This is a genomic window from Jutongia sp., from assembly GCF_057878315.1.
This window is the reverse complement of the sequence record NZ_DBLXSO010000005.1, coordinates 1-18,718: the sequence shown is the minus strand read 5'-3', so window position 1 is coordinate 18,718 and position 18,718 is coordinate 1. Positions and strand designations below refer to the sequence as shown.

Genomic DNA, 18,718 nt, shown 5'->3' with positions numbered 1-18,718 from the left:
ATGGTATGGAGGATGGGAGTATTACTGTTTTCATGACATTTATTTTCCTGTTGTTGTTCACCCTTACCGGGGCGGCGCTGGATAGTGCCAGATATTTTGGGTCAGGAGGTTATGTGACAACATCGGCATATGGAGCAGACGTTGCTGTGTATGGAGAATATAACCGGGAGCTTTTTACGGAGTATGGTCTGTTTGGCTATGGCGGCTGCAACGGAAAAGGATGTGGGGACTGGCTGGAACGTTATGAAGAGATTCTGTCAGACAATCTGCGGGAGCGACCGGTATCACAGGAAAAGAGCATTCTTCCCGGGAGGTATGCTTCCATCTACCAGATGAGTGCGATCAGCACGCAGCTGGAGGAGGTGCATTATCTGACCGAGGAGAAATATTTTCGAAAGCAGCTACGTCAGTGGATCACTACAGAAGGTCTTCGGGACATGACCAAATCGCTGCGTGGACAGGTTCGTGGAACGGATCGGGGACAGAGAGAAGGTCTTCTTGATGATATGGAACAAAATGATCGATTGCAGAAGGCAAAAGAGTCTTCGGATATAAAGCAGGCGGATCAGGGTGAGGAGAAATCTGGTGCTGATGCAGACGGTGGAACCGATACAAGGAAAAATAAGGGTGGAAATAGGAATAAAGAGAATCCGCTGGAGTTTGTTAAAGAGCTGATGAGGGATGGTGTATTGTCTCTGGTATGCGATGAAACCGCCCTCTGTGAACGTCAGCTTGAGACAAGGGAGGCTTCTGTGGTGGAGAATGAGGAGCTGGAATGGACAAAAGGAAAGTCGGGAACAGGTATACTTAAGAAGTTTCTTGCGCAGTCGGATTCTATGTGGAACGATGAAATGTTGGATGATCAGAAGAAAAAGGGTGAATTGATCGTGTATGTGATGGACAAGCTGGGATCGTATATTTCCCATCAGGGAGAGGCGGTTCCGTATGGTCTGGAGTATTTAGTCAGTGGGAAAAGCAGTCAGAAGGATGCTTTTGCATCCGTTGTCAGTCGTTTGTTTACAATGCGGGCATTGATCAATTTTCTGTATGTCGAAAAGGATCCGATCCTGCTCTCACAGAGCCTGGAGACAGCGACAGCCTTGGCAGCAACGCTGATGGCAGAAGCATTTATTCCGGTGATTCAGCACGGCATATTGCTGGTGCTTGCCATGGAAGAAGCCTGCGTGGATGTCACGGCATTACTGCTGGGCAGAAGAGTTCCTGTCCTTAAGAATCAGAGCAGCTTCCAGATGAAGTATGCCCAGATCTGTACAGCAGGGAAGGCACTGTTTCGTGCGAAAGCACAGAATTATCCCAAAGCAGAAAGTGCGACGCGGTTGACAGATATGAGAAGTGGACTGGGATACATGCAGTATCTCTGGCTTATGCTTCTGATGAATACCTGGGAGGATCTTTATCAGAGAACCTTGGATGTGATCCAGTTTGATCTGCGTGAGCAGTTTAACCAGACCTTTTCCATCGACAAATGCATCTGCAGCACAAGGGTAGAGATTACCTATTCGATTCCGGTTCTGCTTTCCGGGCTCGCGGGCGGGCTGGTATCAGAACGGGGAAAGATAAGCCGTAATGGAACGCTTCAGCGAAGAATTTGTGTTGTGTATGGATACACCTGATGTGATTTCAGATAATGGTCTGTCGAGTATGCCGGAGGTTATGTGGGACGCCTTCCTTTGCGGAATTTATAGAATGAAACGCATTGAAAATTATCGGAGGCTTTCCCTACCAATATATTATAGATATAGAATGTTCATTCTCAATAAAACTTTTTTGATAAACGAAACCTTTTTGATAACTAAAAATTCAGTATAATTCTCTTCAATAATTTTGAGAAGGCGTTCTACATAACTTCCGGCAGAATCGAGGGATGACAGCGGTTTACACAACAGACGCAGTATAAACAGTGTGTCAGTAACAGAAATGTAGGGGGGATTAGATGGTCAATCGGAATGGTTTGATGAAAAGGCGGTGGGAGCAGGCTTCCTATACGGTCGAAGCGGCCTTTGTGGTGCCGCTTGGATTTCTGGTGTTGATGTCTCTTAGTTGTCTGTTTACCGGTGCGGTAAAGCAGAATAATGTCCAGATGGCGCTTTTGAAGACGGTTCAGGCATATGGAATGACACAGAGCAGGACATCAGCGCTGCAGGGAATAGCAGATCAGAAGGTGCTGATCCGTTGGGAGGAGCAGGGAGGAGAAGAGTTTGTCTGTACCGATTATTATCAGAGAATTCCGTTTCTTGGCTCACGATTGTTTGGACTGCACCGGTACCAGCAGATGGCAGCGGTTGATTATTCCGGTCTCAGCATGGTTTCGGATGAGGAGGGAGATTATTTTGTTTATATCGCAGAGAATGGACGGGTATACCATATGGACCGCGAATGTACTTATCTGCGACCGAGGATCAGGCAGGATACGGTGTTCGTATTGAAAAGAAAACGGAACCAGTCAGGTGGAATTTATTATCCGTGTGAGAGCTGTTGCCGGTCGGAAACGCAGCCGGCAGGAATGCATGTTTACTATGCTTCATACGGGGAACGGTATCATATTCGGGAAGATTGCCCCAAATTAAAGAGAACCGTACGGTCAGTTCGCCGGTCGAAGGCGGGCAGTCTGCCGCCTTGCAGCAAATGTGGGAATAGAAAGGAAACAACAGAGTGACGGAAATTGGATGGAATGTGGGAGTGATCGTTATAATGGGGATTTGTGCTGTGATGGACTGCCTTTGGAAAAAGGTCTGGATGCCGCTTGTCTGGGGAATGGGTGTTTATATTTTGATCTGGACACTGATGTCAGGAGAATTTTCGGGTGAAAGAATTATGACACAGTTTCTTCCCGGCGTGCTTGTAGCGGTTATTCTGTATACGGCAAGTGTGCTGACACAGGGACAGATTGGCAGGGCAGATGGGATCGTAATGGGGATGTTGGTTATGGCAGCAGGCATGGAACAGGGAATTTGTTTCATGGCGTACAGCCTGTTTTATGCATTTGCGGTGGCAGTTTTTCTGGTGGCGTTCCTGCGTAAAAAGAGAAAGACGAGGATACCATTTCTGCCATTTTTGCTGTTGGGATATTTGACGATGCTCTGGCAGCAGATGACGCTTTCGTAGCGGTTGTTATTAAAATTAATTAACGGTATGAGGAGGAAGTGAGAGGAATGAATCGTTACATGTGGGATGGAAGTTACACGGTGGAGGCTGCATTTATTGTTCCTATGGTACTGGGGATTATGTATGCGTGGATGTTTCAACTGTTTTATCTGCATGATCAGATGGTGATGGACGGCATGCTGCAGGAAATGATTTTGCAACCGCTGGCAGAAGAAGGAGCTGACCGGAAAGCGGAGCTCGATGACTGGGAAGAAAAGATACAGAAATGCCTCTGGATCGCAGCGGTGGATCAGTTGGATATCAAACAGAATGCATTGGTGATCAAAGGCAGGCTGTCGGCATCGGCAGTATGGCACATACCGGTAATGCAGATGTTTTTAGGAAATCATTTTCAGAGTAATATAACGCATAGCATTTCTGCAGTACAGCCGGAAAAAGCATTGCGGATCAAAGGAAAGGAGGGAGCGGAGTATGGCAGGAACGAGCCGGGATAGCTGGGAGCTTCGGGAGGAGAGTGGATCTCTGGTGGTAGAGGGAGCGGAGGATTACGGAGAGCAGCTTGATATTAAGATGCTTCTGCATAATGAGGTGGCGGGAATTGTGCCATTGCAGCTTCGATATGTGGATAATCAGTGCATTTATTATTATTTGGTTCGTGGCAAGATTTCGCTTTCCGGGTTATTAGAAAAAAACAAACTAAATTATACGACGGCATATCAGTTGTGCAGTGATATCTGTCAGTGTTGTCACCAAAGTGAAAAGTTTTTTTTGAATCCGGATCACTTTCTGATGCAGCCGGAGTACATTTTCTGGAATCCGGATGTGAAGGAATTCTCGTTTTGCTATTTTCCGGGAAGACAGGAGCTTTTGGGAAAACAGATGCAATCTTTGTGCGAATATCTTCTGACAGTGACCGATCACCGGGACAAGGAAGGGAGGACATTTGTATATGGTCTGTATGACCGGATCCGAGAGAGGGAGTTTTATATTTCGGAACTGGATGCCTATCTGAAAGAATATGGCAAAGAACGTGGTGGAAGAAAAAGGGAGGGGTATCAAAGTGAGGAAATGCATCGAGGAAAAGAAGACCTGCCGCCGTTAGAAACAGATCCATCAAAAGCGGATGGGGCAGTTCGGACAGTTGTAGAAACGGTTGCCGGTAGAGATAGCTTTTCAAGTGATATAAGGAGGAATAGTGATACACGGAAGAGGTTATCCGGAAAAGTCGCAGCAACACCGATACCAAAGAGAAAAAAGAGTCGAAAGGAGGTGTTTCCGTATTATCTTAAAAACACATCAAAATATTCTTATGTGCCGGAAAGAGTGGAGCTTGACCGGGAGATGCTGGTAGTGGGGAGAGGTTTGGAGAGTGACGTTGTGATACCGGCAGCCCAGGTGAGCTGGCAGCATGCACGGCTGGAGATTGGTGAAGATGGAATTTATCTGACCGATCTTTCCTCGGTGAATGGAGTGTTTCTGAATCGAAAACGTCTGATAAAAGAACATCCGGTACTTTGCCGGGAGGGTGATATCGTTTCATTTGCGGATATCACATACCTGCTATGTACCGGATGAGATAATATATTAATACACTTCCACGCTTAATGTTTCGTAATGGTGCTCATATCCCTCGTGTTCCATGGAGACAGAGAGTTCTCCATCTTTGTCCGCCCGGAACCGATAGAGGTTGTATTCTCCGGCCTCGTAGGCGAAGTCAGCACCATTGTCCTGATAGTGGACATATTTTGAAGAATCGGCAGAAGCCGGATAATATTCCAGAATCAGTTCTTCGGAACCGCCATCCGGAATATGATCAAGCTGTGGCCATGCAGGGATGATGCTGTCGCCTTTGATGTAGATCGGACAAACATCGATCGGAGCATCGCGGAGGATGTATTTGCCACCTGAGATGCGCTCCTTTGTCCAGTAGTCTATCCAGGTTCCCTCCGGAAGATAAACAGCTTTGACATGCACTCCCTGGTCCGTGACCGGAGCAACAAGGATGCGGTCGCCGACCAGATATTCATCATTGCATTCGCGTACCTCAGGGTCGTTCTGGTAATGCATGACGAGAGGCCGGATGATTGGCATACCGGTGCGGGACTCCTCGTAGAACAGATCATACAGATACGGAATGAACCGATATCTTAAGCGCACATAGGTGCGATAGATATCAAGCGTCTGTTTGTCGAACTGCCATGGTTCCTGACAGCGGGAGAATTTAGCACAGTGATTACGGAAAAGTGGTGCAAAGCAGCTTGCCTGGATCCAACGGCTAAGAAGCTCTGGATTTGTATTGGAACCAAATCCGCCGATGTCGGTTCCGACGAAAGGCATACCGGACATGCCGAGGTTAAGTAACTGAGGAATGGAAAGTTTAAGGTGTGCCCAGATACTCTGGTTGTCACCGGTCCATGCTGTGGAGTATTTCTGTGTGCCGCTATAGCAGGCTCTGGTTATGACAAAAGGACGTTTTCCGCTGTTCTTTTTAATACCCTCGTAGGTTGCCTTTGCCATAAGATGACCAAATACATTGTGGACCTCTTTGTGCTGACGAGGCATGTCATCCCCCGGGAAGACCACATCATCCGGTAAAGGTCCACGGAAGCTGGCAGGTTCGTTCATATCATTCCAGATACCGGAGATTCCCTGATCTAACAGGAACTTTGTCTGACTTCCCCACCAGTTGCGGACAATGGAGGAGGTGTAATCAGGGAACACAGAGTCTCCCGGCCATACAACGTTTTCGTAGACTTCTCCGTCCGGAGTCTGAGCAAAGTAGTTGTTTTTAATACCTTCCTCATACATGTGGTATCCATTCTCAACTTTGGTGCCCGGATCGATAATAGTAACCAGACGGATACCTTTCTGGTGGAGAATGTCACTGAGGGCTGTCAGATCCGGGAAACGGTTCTTGTCCACAGTGAACACCTTGTAGTTATCCATGTAGTCAATATCCATATGGATGACATCGCAGGGAAGATCATTGTCAATGAAATTCTGAGCCAGATCAAGAACCTCCTGCTGTGAGGAGTAACCCCAGCGGGACTGATGGTAGCCAAGGGTCCAGAGCTGAGGCAGAGGACAGCGACCGGTCAGGGCAGTGTACTGACTGATGATATCTGCGATGGTGTCTCCGTAGAAGAAGTAGTAGTCAAGTTCGCCGTCGGCAGCACCGAAGGAATAGTAGTCGGTAGAACTGTATCCCATATCGAAGTTTGTTTTAAAGTGGTTATCAAAGAAGATACCGTAGACACAGTCATTTCGCAGTGCAATGAAGAAAGGAATGGACTTGTACAGTGCCTTGAAGGTTGGATTCTCAACATGTGGATCAGGGTTGTCTGTATTCCACATGGTGTAGTCATAGCCAATCTTATTGAGAAAACCGGTTTTGTCTCCGAGACCGTAGAAAGCTTCATCACCAAAAAGCTTTTTGGTAATCTGGAAACGGCAGGCGTCATCCCCGGCATGAACAACATGTCCTTCCTGGCGCATCTGCTCAATTTCTTCCTCTGTGAGAGATTCTGCTTCTTGTAAAGGTCCGGTATAATCGGAACAAAGAACAGTACCATCGGAAGAGGAAATCTGCAGATGAAGTGCGTCATCAATGGTGATGCGGAGAGAATCTGTGGCAAGAACAAGAACAGACGTCTCTGCTGAATCGCCGGAAGCAGCTTCGACAAGCTGCAGAGTACCGGTTGAAGACGGGGCTGTCTCGACTGCAAAGGACTTCTGTGTTCTTGCGTGGATGCGTAGAGTGCTGTCGGTAACCGCTTCGATCTGAAGCGGTGTGCCCGGACAGTTTGTATATTTGTTTAAGAGATCTCCTGCTTCGATGGCACAGGAGTGATCAGATAACTGATATTTCCATGGAAATGCTGGCATAGTATAAGCTCCTTTTCTGTAATTCGGCAAATAAATGTAATACTTTTGTTTATTTTACAAAATAAGGGGAGGGGATTCAATGTTGTAAAAGTTAGAAATGTATGAATATTTTATGAAAAGGTAACAGGTGCATCAATAAATTCTGTTTTGATCACAATATAAGGATATGTCTGGGACTGGCTGATTTCTTCATTTTTGTGGGGGCCGGTCAGCTCTGTGTCAAAAACGAGTCCGTCTGCTGACTGATAGAAGTTATTGACTGTAATGTTGTAGCCTTCTGTCTGCTGACAGCCATAGCCCTTGACGATATAAAGGCATGTGCCGTCGGAGTAGGTCAGTTCAAACGGATCCTTCAGACGTTCATCGATGAGCTCCTGCAGCTCGGCAGGGATATCCGTTCCTGCGACCACGGTAAAGTCAAGCTCCTTTTCTTTGGCGGGAAGCTCATTTTTGTGACAGCCGGTAAGGGAAAATGAGAGTGCAAGCAGGATAAGCAGCGCAGGAATGCGGTATAAACAGTGGAATGGGTGACGAAAGGCTGCTCGGAAAGGGATATGAAATGAAAACATAAGAGTCTCCTCGTATGGATGTGATCAGGAAAATGCCTGATGCACAGGACGAAATACAATTTTGATATATTTTATTCAAAATAATGTTACGTATGTCAAAAACGTGGGAAACCGTTGTATAAATCAGGTTATTTTATCAAGAAATTGCATACCATTCGTTGATTTTTTGACTTTTATAGTATATGATGATATGGTGACTATGAATAGAATCTTTAAGTAGATAATTTCAGGGAGGATACTACGAATGAACGAAATTAACAAGGAAGAATTCAAAAAAGACATTGAGAATTATGCAAAGGTCTTGTTCCGTAAATCCATCAAAGAGGCAAACGATCAGGAGAAGTTTCAGGCAGTTTCTTATGCGGTAAAGGATATTGTGGTAGACCAGTGGATGGCAACTCATAAGACTTATGAGGAGCAGGATGTAAAGACGGTTTACTATCTGTCCATGGAGTTTTTGACAGGACGTGCATTAGGAAACATTATTATTAACCTCAAAGGCAATCAGGCAATCAAGGAAGCTGTTGAGGAGCTTGGAATGAATCTGGATGTCATTGAGGATCAGGAGCCGGATGCCGCACTTGGTAACGGTGGACTTGGACGTCTTGCAGCATGTTTCCTGGATTCTCTTTCTACGCTGGGCTATCCGGCATATGGATGTGGTATCCGTTATAAATATGGTATGTTTAAGCAGGTTATTGAGAATGGTTATCAGATTGAGAAGCCGGATGACTGGCTTAAGAATGGCAATCCATTCGAGATCAAGCGTCCTGAGTACGCTGTCGAGGTTAAATTTGGCGGCTATGTAGCAATGCGCAAAGACGAGTTTGGCAGAGACAAGTTCGTACAGGAGAACTACCAGTCAGTTCTGGCAGTGCCTTACGATCTGCCGGTTGTTGGATATAACAATAATGTAGTAAATACACTTCGTATCTGGGATGCGGAGGCAATTGATACCTTCAATCTGGATTCTTTTGACAAGGGTGATTATCAGAAGGCAGTAGAGCAGCAGAATCTGGCACGTACCATCTGCGAGGTGCTTTATCCGAATGATAACCATATGGCAGGTAAAGAGCTTCGTCTGAAACAGCAGTATTTCTTCGTGTCTGCAAGTGTTCAGAGAGCCGTTGCAAAATACATGGAGAAGCATGACGATATCCGTAAGATTTACGAGAAGGTATGCTTCCAGTTAAATGATACACATCCAACCGTAACAGTATCTGAGTTGATGCGTATTCTCGTAGATGATTATGGTCTTGAGTGGGATGAGGCATGGAGCATTACTAATAAGACATGTGCATATACAAACCATACGATCATGTCAGAGGCACTGGAGAAATGGCCACTCGAGCTGTTCTCAAGACTGCTTCCTCGTATTTATCAGATTACAGAGGAGATCAACCGCCGTTTCATTCTTCAGATCCAGGCTGCTTATCCGGGAGATAACAGCAAGGTTGAGAAGATGGCTATCATTTATGATGGTCAGGTTAAGATGGCTCATCTGGCAATTGCAGCAAGTTTCTCTGTAAACGGTGTTGCAAAGCTTCATACAGAGATTCTCAAGAATCAGGAGCTTAAGGATTTCTATCTGATGATGCCGGAGAAGTTCAACAACAAGACAAACGGCATCACACAGAGACGATTCCTGCTTCACGGCAACCCGCTTCTGGCCGATTGGGTGACTAAGAAGATCGGTGATGACTGGATCACAAATCTGGCACATATCAACGAGCTTGGTATTTATGCAGACGATGAGCTGAGCCGTAAGGAGTTCATGAACATCAAGTATCAGAACAAGGTTCGTCTTGCAAAATACATCAAGGAGCACAACGGTGTAGAGGTAAATCCTCGTTCCATCTTTGATGTACAGGTTAAGAGACTTCACGAATATAAGCGTCAGCTTTTGAATATTCTTCATATTATGTATCTGTATAACGAGCTGAAGAAGAATCCGGATATGGACTTCTATCCACGTACTTTCATCTTCGGAGCTAAGGCATCTGCCGGTTATCACAGAGCAAAATCAATCATTAAGCTGATCAACAGTGTTGGTGATGTGATCAACAACGATAAAGACATTAAGGATAAGATCAAGGTTGTATTTATTGAGAACTATCGTGTATCCAATGCAGAGATCATCTTTGCGGCTGCTGATGTATCTGAGCAGATCTCTACTGCCAGCAAGGAAGCGTCCGGTACCGGTAACATGAAGTTCATGCTTAATGGTGCGCTGACACTGGGAACAATGGACGGAGCCAATGTAGAGATTGTTGACGAGGTTGGCGAGGAGAATGCATTTATCTTCGGTCTTTCTTCCGATGAGGTTATCGCATATGAGCAGAATGGTCAGTACAATCCACGCGATATCTACAACATCGATTCTGATATCCGTGCCGTAATGACACAGCTTGTTGACGGTACTTATGCATCAGGCAATCTTGATGAGTTCCGTGATATCTACAACTCCCTGCTTGATGGCAACGGAGGACGTCCAGATATGTACTTTATCCTCAAGGATTTCCGTTCTTACGCAGATGCACAGAAGAGAGTAGAGGAAGCATATCGCGATGAGGAAGGCTGGGCCAGATCAGCACTTCTGAACGTATCTAAGAGTGGTAAGTTCACATCGGATCGTACCATTGAGGAGTATGCAAAGGAAATCTGGCATCTTGAGAAGGTAAAAGTAGAAGTACCTGAGGATAACGAATAATTAAATAACCGTTTCAGTTTATGAAACATTGTATCGCTGCCCTATGCATTGTGTTTGCATAGGGCAGTTATGAAAAGAAGGGAAGGTGGACACAATGAGTATGGACAACATTATTAAGATTCCTGCAAAGTGCAATCGTAAGATCGAGTTAAAGGCGATCCCGGGACATTTTGCAACAAATCATTCGCACATCAATTATTATCTGGATATGACGCCGATCAAATACCGTCATACCGAGGCACAGCTTGTGGCAAAGGAAATGGTTAAGAAATATCGTCACACGACTGCGGTTGATGCGATTGTTTGTATGGATGGGTGCGAAGTCATCGGAGCTTATCTTGCGGAGGAGCTTACAGCAGCGGGAATCATGTCACTCAATTCGCATGAGTGTGTCAATGTAATTACGCCGGAGATCAACTCCAGTGGTCAGATCATTTTCCGTGAGAATGTAGAGCCGATGGTATTACATAAGCATGTTGTGGTATTGATTGCAAGTGCAACCACGGGTAAGACGATTCAGCAGAGTATTGATGGTATCAGCTACTATGGCGGTATCGTAGAGGGTGTATCCGCATTGTTCTCTGCTGTAGATAATGTGGGAGGCGTGGATGTGGATTCCATCTTTACCACCAGTGATATCCCAGACTATGCGACATACCGTCCGGGTTCCTGTCCGTTCTGTGATCAGAAACAGAAGCTTGATGCGATCGTAAATAGTTTTGGATATTCTAAGATCTGACGAAACATGTAGGAGGCATTATGAAGAAGAAACAGTTAATCGGAATCGTTGTGGCAGGTGCCGTATTTATTGCGGTATGTGCAACGGGGATTCTCTCTAATGTGGTTCAGTCAAAGCTGACTGCAGCAACCGAAGACAAGAAAAATACTACGGATGTGCTGAGCAGTATCTGGGGAAAGTCAGAGGAAGAGATTACCCTTCCGACAGACGATTTTGTTGGAGTTCTTAATATTGTAGGTACTATACAGGCAAGCTCTTCCAGAAATGTCAGCCTGACCGGATCGGATGATGGACAGTATAACCATGATCTTTATATGAACTATGTTGATCAGCTTGAAAAATCAAAGAACAATAAAGCGATCCTTTTATATGTGAACAGCCCGGGTGGAACAGTGTACGAGAGCGATGAGCTTTATCTGAAGCTGATGGAGTACAAGGAGAAAACAAAGCGACCGGTATACGCATACTTTGGATCGCAGGCTTGCTCCGGTGCATACTATATCTCCATGGCAGCGGATAAGATCTATACCAACCGTAATACATGGACCGGCTCCATCGGTGTGATCGTATCCCTGACCAATTACAAGAAGCTCTACGATAAGCTTGGCATCAAGGAAATTGATATTACAAGTGGTAAGAATAAGTCTATGGGTTCCGGCGGACTTGATCTGACCGATGAGCAGCGCGATATTCTGCAGAGCCTTGTTGACGAGGCGTATGATCAGTTTGCCGGAATTGTCAGCGAAGGACGTGGACTGGATATCAATACGGTCAAGAAGATTGCCGATGGTCGTATTTATTCGGCAAAGCAGGCGAAGGAGAAAGGTCTTGTGGACGAGATCGGTTCCGAGGATGAGCTGAAGGCACTGATCCGGAAGGAAAATAAGCTCGGCAAGGACGTTGTTTATGATGTTGCCAAGAGTTCCGGCTCTGATTTTCTTTCCGGTCTGATGGGATCTGTACAGAAGATAATGCCAAAGTCTGACAGTGAGCTGGCAGTCGACATTGTTGAAAATAAGGGAAAAGGAGTGTTGATGTATTATGCAGACTAATACGAAGGATCAGGTATATGCCGGATTTTTCGTACGTCTGACGGCATTCCTGATAGACATGATCATCGTCAGTGTTGCATTAGCCGTGATTCGGGTACCCATGTGGTTTGTATCGCTGAATAATCCGGATAATGTGCTGGTACGGAATTTTATTTTTCAGTATTCGATCGTGGATATCGTCTGCTATCTGCTGACGGTACTCTACTTCGTGCTGATGACCTATTACACAGGCGCAACGCTTGGCAAAAAGCTATTCCAGCTTCGTGTGGTCAGCACAGAGGATCGCAAAATGACGTTTTTTGAGGTGCTGTACCGTGAGAGCATCGGTCGCTTTCTGTCAGGGGTTATTATGAATCTCGGCTATCTGCTGATTCTTGCGCAGAAGGAGCACCGTGGGATTCACGATCTGCTGGCAGATACCAGTGTGATCTATTACCATGAAAAGAAAGTGTATGTGCATACACAGATGAATTATCGCAATATGGTGCCACAGCCGGGATATACTGTGCCACCGCAGGGTAATGCGAATTCACAGACACCGCAGAATGCAGACAGCAACAGCATGTCACCACAGAGTAATGCGAATCCACCGATGGCACAGGAGGCAGACAGCATGCCACCGCAGAGCAAAGCGGATATGTCGACGGCGGTGTCACAGGAGACAGCGGTTCAGCAGGAAAACGATCCGACAGATTTTTAAAGTCATTGAATAAATTCAAAAATGCCTGTCAAAAATAAAAACAGAAGATATCGGAAAGCATCTCGATAGATTTGAGATGCTTTTCTTTCTTTTATAGGTGCGCCTTTGTACCTGCAGCCCGAAGCTTATGGGCTGGGAAAAGAATAAGGTTTTTATGAAAAGAGGCGGCAGCGTCTCAGAATGGAGGGACAGGATGAAATACACACGCAATGATTTTAAAAATCAGAACTCGCAGTCAAAGAAAAGCTTTTATGTAGCAGCGTGCGCTGTACTTGCATGCGCTGCTGTGCTGGGAACAGCATATTTTCAGACACAGAAAACCGGAAATGCCGGGAACAGCAAGCTCGCAGAGCAGCCGGTGGCAACAACAGCCGGGGAGGCGGCGATCAACAAAAAGTGGGAAGCGGATGCACAGGACATCACAGGGAATGACAGCAAGCAGGCAAGCACCACGATGAATGCAGCAAAGCCAACAACCGCCAAAAACAAAAAGAATGTGGAAGTGAAAGCGAACAAAAAGCAGACCACAGCCAGAAAATCATCCAAAGCGACCATGATGTCAGCGTCACAGCGAACCTTTAATGAGGAAAAGGGATTAAGCTGGCCGGTCAAGGGCGATGTATTGATGAAATTCAGCCAAAGCAACAATATTTATTTTAAGACGCTGGCACAGTATAAAAGCAACCCGGCAATCGAGATATCCGCAGATGAAGGAACTAAGGTTATAGCGTCAGCGGCAGGAACCGTGACGGAGATCAGCAAGGATGACGTCACCGGCACAATGGTTACGACAGATATCGGAAGCAATTATAAGATCACCTACGGTCAGTTGAAAAACATCAAGGTGAAAAAGGGAGATGAGATCAAGGAAGGTCAGCTTCTGGGAAATGTTGCAGCACCGACCAAATATTTCAGCGAGGAAGGAAGCAATCTTTTCTTCCAGGTAAAAGAAAATGACAAGGCGGTGGATCCGCTTCTGCTGTTGAATTAGAACAATAAGAAAGTGCATCCGTGCATACTGGTGAATTAGAACAATAAGGCAGTGTATCCGTGCATACAGTTAAATTAGAGAACAATATAAGCCGGATTTTAACAAGCATTGCGGTACCAACACCTTATTTGAAAATAAAGAACACGTTCATTTTGTACTGCGGAGTAATACCTGGAATATTTCTGAATTATACAGAATCCGGGATGGTCAAGCAGACACCTTTATGGTACACTATAGGCATACGTAACATGATAACGCATAAGTATGTTTAGAGACACATGTACTAATACAACAATTGTTGTATAGGGAAAGGTAGGAAAATGCAGTACAAAATCGTAGGAAATACCATGCCGGCGGTGGAAATTTTATTTGATCAGCCGGGAGAATCCATGTATACACAGTCCGGAGGAATGGCATGGATGTCAGATGGTGTCAAGATGGATACCAATACCAGAGGCGGTCTGTTTAAAGGCGTTGGCAGAATGTTTGCGGGGGAATCACTCTTCATGGCAAACTATACCGCAAGCAAGCCGGGAGCAACGATTGCATTTGCCTCTACGGTGGCAGGTGAGGTTATGCCGCTCAATGTCGGTGAGTCCGGTGGAATGATCTGCCAGAAGGGAGCATTTCTCTGCGCAGAGCCAACAGTCAACTTAAACGTTACACTGACCAAGAAGTTTTCTTCCGGTCTTTTCGGCGGTGAGGGATTTATTCTCGAGGAGATCAGTGGAGAGGGAATGGCATTTCTGGAGATCGATGGCGATAAGGTCATCAAGGATCTGGCACCGGGCGAGGTTCTCAAGGTTGATACCGGAAATGTCGTTGCATTTCAGAAGGGAATGGCATACGAGGTCGAGATGGTCAAGGGGCTGAAGAATATCTTCCTTGGCGGTGAGGGCTTATTCCTTACCAAGCTTACCGGTCCGGGACGCGTCATTCTGCAGACGCAGAACTTTGCCGAATTTGCCGGACGAATCGCCAAAATGATTCCCAGTAAAGGCTGATCGTGGCAGTGTGATCGGTAATGTCGTAGATGGCGTGGCGGACTCTATGGATATTTTTGATCTGTTCTCATGAGAGCGGACATTTCGAAATAGATAAGCCGGTCTGCAACTTTGAACGCACAGATGAAAGCGCAGGCATAGCCGGATCAGCAGAATGAATTGGAATAGCTTGACACAGCAAAGATAGTTTTGTTATTTTTGCTGTGTCTTTTCCTTTTGGTAATACAACAAGAGAAAAGAGGATGACAATGAAAATAAACCGTGAACATATAAAAAAGACCTTTCAGGAATATACCGACCGTTATGACAGTACAAATCCGAAAATCAAATTAAAGATTGATCATACCTACCGCGTTGCCAATCTGTGTGAGCAGATTGCGCAGTCTCTGGAGCTTTCGGCGGCAGAGGTTGACCTTGCGTGGCTTAGCGGGATGCTGCATGACGTCGGAAGATTCGAGCAGCTGCGCCGGTACAATACATTTTCGGATGCGCAGTCCATTGATCATGCAAGGTTTGCGGTGGAGCTGCTTTATGACGAGGGATTGATCGCGGATTATGTGCCGGAGATATCGACGACAGAATTAGTTGCTGGCGCGAGGACGTGGTGGTCGATGGGGGGAGCGAATGAGTCCCCCACTGCCCAGAGTGAGGACATGCCGTTATCCGATATATTGCAGACGCTTCGCATAGCCATTGGGGAACACAGTGCGTACCGGATTCAGAAGGGACTGGATGAACGGACACGGATGTTTTGCCAAATTCTGCGGGATGCGGACAAGGTCGACATTTTCCGGGTGATCTGCGATACGCCAATGGAGGAAGTGTATGGCTTTCAGACCAAAGACATTCTCCGTTCGGCAATCACGCCGGAAGTTATGCAGGCATTTTACGAGCATCATGCCGTGCTTCGCAAGCTGAAAAAATGTCCCGCAGATTACATCGTAGCGCACGGGTCACTGACATTTGAACTCGTTTATCCGGAAAGCCTGCGGATTGCAAAAGAGCAGGGATATTTAAACCAAATGATGTCATTTCAGTCCGAAAATCCGGACACAGCGGAGATGTTCGAGGATTTGCGGAAGGATCTGAACGGTTATCTGGAAGAAAGATCGTAGATCGAAAGCGTCATTTTACAGGCGCAAAGAAAAATAGAAGTTACAATTTTATTCACGCGAAGACAAAGAGAGGATAGAAAAATAAATTTGTTCCATCCGAGCGCATCCGCAGGGGATTTGACTTCAGAGCAGGAAGGGAAAGTGTAAAATGCCCTTGTTATTATTGGGGCAGTAATTTATAATGAAAGAAGGGTGCATGCCGGTACGACGAATGATTCGTAAACAACAATAAATGAAGAATCTAATTTGTTGTGTCAGGGGGCATGCTGATTATTGCACAGAAAGAGAGGAAGACACAGATGAATCAGGAAAAGGTTATTGTTATTGACTTCGGTGGTCAATATAACCAACTGGTGGCAAGACGTGTGCGCGAGTGCAACGTTTATTGCGAAATCTATTCCTATAAAACGGATTTAGAGCAGATCAAGGCAATGAATCCGAAAGGAATCATTCTGACAGGAGGACCGAACAGCTGCTACGAAGCAGATTCTCCAACTTATCAGAAAGAATTATTTGAAATTGGTGTACCGGTTTTAGGACTTTGCTATGGTGCACAGTTAATGATGCATGTGCTCGGCGGAAAAGTTGAGAAAGCACCTGTCCGCGAATATGGTAAAACAGAGGTGTCCGTAAATCAGGACTCTCCGATTTTTCAGGATGTTAGTAAGAACACCATCTGCTGGATGAGTCATTTTGATTATATTTCACAGACAGCACCGGGATTTGAGGTCATTGCGACAACAGCAGATTGTCCGGTAGCGGCAGCACAGAATCTGGATCAGAAGCTTTTCGCAATCCAGTTCCATCCGGAGGTACTTCATACAAAGGAAGGTACCAAAATGCTTCACAACTTCGTGCGCAACATCTGTGGCTGTGCCGGCACATGGAGAATGGACTCCTTCGTAGAGCATTCAATTCAGGAGATCCGCGAGAAGGTTGGCGATGGAAAAGTGCTTTGCGCTCTTTCCGGCGGTGTCGACTCTTCTGTTGCAGCCGTTATGCTTTCCAAGGCAATCGGCAGCCAGCTCACATGTGTATTTGTTGATCACGGTCTGCTAAGAAAGGACGAGGGCGACGAGGTCGAGGAAGTATTCGGACCGAACGGTCCATACGAGCTGAACTTCATCCGCGTCAATGCGCAGGAGCGTTACTATAAGAAGCTTGCCGGTGTTACCGAGCCGGAGGCAAAGCGAAAGATCATCGGCGAAGAGTTCATCCGCGTATTCGAGGAAGAGGCGAAAAAGATTGGTGCCGTTGACTTCCTTGTTCAGGGAACCATTTATCCGGATGTTGTTGAGAGTGGTCTCGGCGGTGAGTCAGCAGTCATCAAATCCCACCACAATGTTGGAGGACTGCCAGACTATGTAGATTTCAAAGAGATTATTGAGCCGCTTCGCAACCTCTTCAAGGACGAGGTTCGTAAGGCTGGTCTCGAAATGGGTATTCCGGAGAAGCTTGTTTTCCGTCAGCCATTCCCTGGTCCGGGACTTGGCATTCGAATCATCGGCGAAGTAACCGGCGAGAAAGTCAAGATCGTTCAGGATTCCGATGCGATTTACCGCGAGGAAGTGGACAAGGCTGCGAAAGAGTACGAGCAGCAGAACGGCGAAGCACCGGCATGGATGCCGAACCAGTATTTCGCTGCACTCACAAACATGCGCTCCGTGGGCGTTATGGGCGATGAACGTACTTACGATTATGCCGTGGCACTGCGTGCCGTGAACACGATCGATTTCATGACCGCTGAGGCGGCGCAGATCCCGTTTGAGGTGCTGCAGAAGGTGATGAGCAGGATCATCAACGAGGTGAAGGGGGTCAATCGAGTATTCTATGATCTGACCAGCAAGCCGCCGGGGACGATAGAGTTTGAATAATGTGTATGGGAAAATAAAGCTATAATTTATGCCTGTTCCAAACAAATTTGTTTAGAATGTGGCAACGATTTGGCAACATTTTTTCCGTTATTCATTGAGTAAATTATTTTATTGCATATAAAAACCTTACTGATTTTCAGTTGTGAGGACTGAAGTCGGTAAGGTTTTTTTGTTTTAAAGTTTTTCTTCAATATCTTTGATAGATTTATGGTCTTCCGTTTTCCATTCGGTTCTTCCGTTTGCGTTTCTGCCCATAACAATAGCAGCAGCCAATGAAGGACTGGTAAATATATAATCTTTTGTAAAACAAAAGTTTGAATCAATGACTCCTTTTTCAATAAGAGAAGTACGTAATTTGATTAGAGGTGCAGACATACTGGGTACGGTACTGGAAGCAATTTTGGAATCTTTAAAAACGGCAAAACCATCGGGAACAATAACACCTTTGGAACTAGCACCTCTTGCTCCGTCAATATAAAAGAGTAATTGTTTAGGTCCAGCTTTGATAGAGGAATCTTCGATGGAATCAAATGTTTTATATCCTAAAGTGTTTACTAGTAATTTTGTATTACTAATAAATTCGGAAAGCATGGCTTCATCGTATTCTGAAATGGATGAACATGTAGGAATTGTACTGTTTAACACATTGGCTCGACCGGTAGCTAGGGCAATATTGTAAAATTTGTTTTCAAGATATTTTACATGTGCTTTATTTAGAAGGTTGTCTTTGCTTATTACTGCGATACAATCGTTCCAGTAATCTTCTTTGAGATGTTGTTTGAGACGTGTAAACATTTTTTCGGCTTCGCCAACATAGACCGTGTCAAAATTACTTTCATCTTTACCAAATAAAAAGTACACGCCAGTGTTTTCCGAATCCTTACGTTTTGCAAATTCGGAAAGCTCGTTTCGAGAAATTTTATATATACGACCATTCCAGTTAGAAAGTTCAC

The 18,718-nt window shown here is 45.6% G+C and carries 16 protein-coding genes; 13 read left to right on the top strand and 3 right to left on the bottom strand.

Going from position 1 to position 18,718, the window contains the following annotated elements; translation table 11 throughout:
* Positions 1-5 precede the first annotated feature (5 nt).
* The 5 genes from ACZLMD_RS01885 (at position 6) to ACZLMD_RS01865 (ending at position 4,701) form a co-directional block, all read left to right on the top strand.
* Positions 6-1,634 (top strand): DUF5702 domain-containing protein, encoded by a 1,629-nt coding sequence (locus ACZLMD_RS01885; RefSeq protein WP_489495029.1) that lies wholly within the window; start codon positions 6-8, stop codon positions 1,632-1,634.
* Between the two features lie 320 nt (positions 1,635-1,954).
* On the top strand, positions 1,955-2,677 hold the full coding sequence (locus ACZLMD_RS01880) for a hypothetical protein (protein ID WP_022305569.1): 723 nt from the start codon (positions 1,955-1,957) through the stop codon (positions 2,675-2,677).
* Positions 2,674-3,126 (top strand): A24 family peptidase, encoded by a 453-nt coding sequence (locus ACZLMD_RS01875; RefSeq protein ID WP_022305568.1) that lies wholly within the window; start codon positions 2,674-2,676, stop codon positions 3,124-3,126. Before ACZLMD_RS01880 ends, ACZLMD_RS01875 begins: the two co-directional genes overlap by 4 nt.
* A gap of 47 nt (positions 3,127-3,173) precedes the next feature.
* A complete protein-coding gene (locus ACZLMD_RS01870) occupies positions 3,174-3,620 on the top strand; it encodes a hypothetical protein (RefSeq protein ID WP_489495028.1) in 447 nt (148 codons plus the stop codon).
* Entirely contained in the window at positions 3,598-4,701 is a 1,104-nt protein-coding gene (locus tag ACZLMD_RS01865; RefSeq protein WP_489495027.1) for a DUF6382 domain-containing protein, read from the top strand. The genes ACZLMD_RS01870 and ACZLMD_RS01865 overlap by 23 nt, the downstream gene beginning before the upstream one ends.
* Positions 4,702-4,710: 9 nt before the next feature.
* On the opposite strand, the gene ACZLMD_RS01860 is transcribed toward ACZLMD_RS01865, so the two are convergent.
* Together ACZLMD_RS01860 and ACZLMD_RS01855 are read right to left on the bottom strand one after the other, a co-directional pair.
* A complete protein-coding gene (locus ACZLMD_RS01860) occupies positions 4,711-7,011 on the bottom strand; it encodes a glycoside hydrolase family 31 protein (RefSeq protein WP_489495026.1) in 2,301 nt (766 codons plus the stop codon).
* Positions 7,012-7,121: 110 nt separating this feature from the next.
* Positions 7,122-7,580, bottom strand: coding sequence for a protease complex subunit PrcB family protein (locus ACZLMD_RS01855; RefSeq protein ID WP_022305564.1), 459 nt, complete (start codon positions 7,578-7,580; stop codon positions 7,122-7,124).
* 244 nt (positions 7,581-7,824) lie between these two features.
* On the opposite strand from ACZLMD_RS01855, the gene ACZLMD_RS01850 reads away from it, so the two are divergent.
* From ACZLMD_RS01850 to guaA, 8 genes are all read left to right on the top strand, one after another.
* Positions 7,825-10,290, top strand: a complete 2,466-nt coding sequence (locus ACZLMD_RS01850) for a glycogen/starch/alpha-glucan phosphorylase (protein ID WP_455058338.1) — start codon at positions 7,825-7,827, stop codon at positions 10,288-10,290.
* A 94-nt stretch (positions 10,291-10,384) separates the two neighbouring features.
* Positions 10,385-11,029 (top strand): hypothetical protein, encoded by a 645-nt coding sequence (locus ACZLMD_RS01845; RefSeq protein ID WP_022305562.1) that lies wholly within the window; start codon positions 10,385-10,387, stop codon positions 11,027-11,029.
* Between the two features lie 20 nt (positions 11,030-11,049).
* On the top strand, positions 11,050-12,081 hold the full coding sequence (sppA, locus tag ACZLMD_RS01840; protein WP_489495025.1) for a signal peptide peptidase SppA: 1,032 nt from the start codon (positions 11,050-11,052) through the stop codon (positions 12,079-12,081).
* Complete coding sequence (locus tag ACZLMD_RS01835; protein ID WP_243100545.1) at positions 12,071-12,781, top strand: RDD family protein; 711 nt, start codon at positions 12,071-12,073, stop codon at positions 12,779-12,781. The genes sppA and ACZLMD_RS01835 overlap by 11 nt, the downstream gene beginning before the upstream one ends.
* 193 nt (positions 12,782-12,974) lie before the next feature.
* Positions 12,975-13,772: a peptidoglycan DD-metalloendopeptidase family protein gene (locus tag ACZLMD_RS01830; RefSeq protein ID WP_489495024.1), complete on the top strand. Its 798-nt coding sequence runs from the start codon at positions 12,975-12,977 to the stop codon at positions 13,770-13,772.
* Between the two features lie 320 nt (positions 13,773-14,092).
* Positions 14,093-14,776 carry a TIGR00266 family protein gene (locus tag ACZLMD_RS01825; RefSeq protein WP_482521806.1) on the top strand — a complete coding sequence of 228 codons (684 nt, stop codon included), beginning with the start codon at positions 14,093-14,095 and terminating at the stop codon, positions 14,774-14,776.
* Between the two features lie 248 nt (positions 14,777-15,024).
* A complete protein-coding gene (locus ACZLMD_RS01820) occupies positions 15,025-15,891 on the top strand; it encodes an HD domain-containing protein (protein WP_489495023.1) in 867 nt (288 codons plus the stop codon).
* Between the two features lie 299 nt (positions 15,892-16,190).
* Positions 16,191-17,765, top strand: coding sequence for a glutamine-hydrolyzing GMP synthase (guaA, locus tag ACZLMD_RS01815; protein ID WP_118559612.1), 1,575 nt, complete (start codon positions 16,191-16,193; stop codon positions 17,763-17,765).
* A 174-nt stretch (positions 17,766-17,939) separates the two neighbouring features.
* Here guaA and ACZLMD_RS01810 read toward each other — a convergent pair.
* The coding region (locus ACZLMD_RS01810) for a GIY-YIG nuclease family protein (protein WP_489495022.1) at positions 17,940-18,718 on the bottom strand (779 nt) is incomplete at its 5' end.

What these genes read in the sequence shown, in the direction of transcription:
- ACZLMD_RS01870 (WP_489495028.1), top strand. Translation starts at nt 3,174, where the DNA reads ATGAATCGTTACATGTGGGATGGAAGTTACACGGTGGAGGCTGCATTT.
- ACZLMD_RS01825 (WP_482521806.1), top strand. Translation starts at nt 14,093, where the DNA reads ATGCAGTACAAAATCGTAGGAAATACCATGCCGGCGGTGGAAATTTTA.
- ACZLMD_RS01820 (WP_489495023.1), top strand. Translation starts at nt 15,025, where the DNA reads ATGAAAATAAACCGTGAACATATAAAAAAGACCTTTCAGGAATATACC.
- ACZLMD_RS01835 (WP_243100545.1), top strand. Translation starts at nt 12,071, where the DNA reads ATGCAGACTAATACGAAGGATCAGGTATATGCCGGATTTTTCGTACGT.
- ACZLMD_RS01845 (WP_022305562.1), top strand. Translation starts at nt 10,385, where the DNA reads ATGAGTATGGACAACATTATTAAGATTCCTGCAAAGTGCAATCGTAAG.
- ACZLMD_RS01860 (WP_489495026.1), bottom strand. Translation starts at nt 7,011, where the DNA reads ATGCCAGCATTTCCATGGAAATATCAGTTATCTGATCACTCCTGTGCC.
- guaA (WP_118559612.1), top strand. Translation starts at nt 16,191, where the DNA reads ATGAATCAGGAAAAGGTTATTGTTATTGACTTCGGTGGTCAATATAAC.
- ACZLMD_RS01850 (WP_455058338.1), top strand. Translation starts at nt 7,825, where the DNA reads ATGAACGAAATTAACAAGGAAGAATTCAAAAAAGACATTGAGAATTAT.
- sppA (WP_489495025.1), top strand. Translation starts at nt 11,050, where the DNA reads ATGAAGAAGAAACAGTTAATCGGAATCGTTGTGGCAGGTGCCGTATTT.
- ACZLMD_RS01830 (WP_489495024.1), top strand. Translation starts at nt 12,975, where the DNA reads ATGAAATACACACGCAATGATTTTAAAAATCAGAACTCGCAGTCAAAG.
- ACZLMD_RS01885 (WP_489495029.1), top strand. Translation starts at nt 6, where the DNA reads ATGGAGGATGGGAGTATTACTGTTTTCATGACATTTATTTTCCTGTTG.
- ACZLMD_RS01865 (WP_489495027.1), top strand. Translation starts at nt 3,598, where the DNA reads ATGGCAGGAACGAGCCGGGATAGCTGGGAGCTTCGGGAGGAGAGTGGA.
- ACZLMD_RS01855 (WP_022305564.1), bottom strand. Translation starts at nt 7,580, where the DNA reads ATGTTTTCATTTCATATCCCTTTCCGAGCAGCCTTTCGTCACCCATTC.
- ACZLMD_RS01880 (WP_022305569.1), top strand. Translation starts at nt 1,955, where the DNA reads ATGGTCAATCGGAATGGTTTGATGAAAAGGCGGTGGGAGCAGGCTTCC.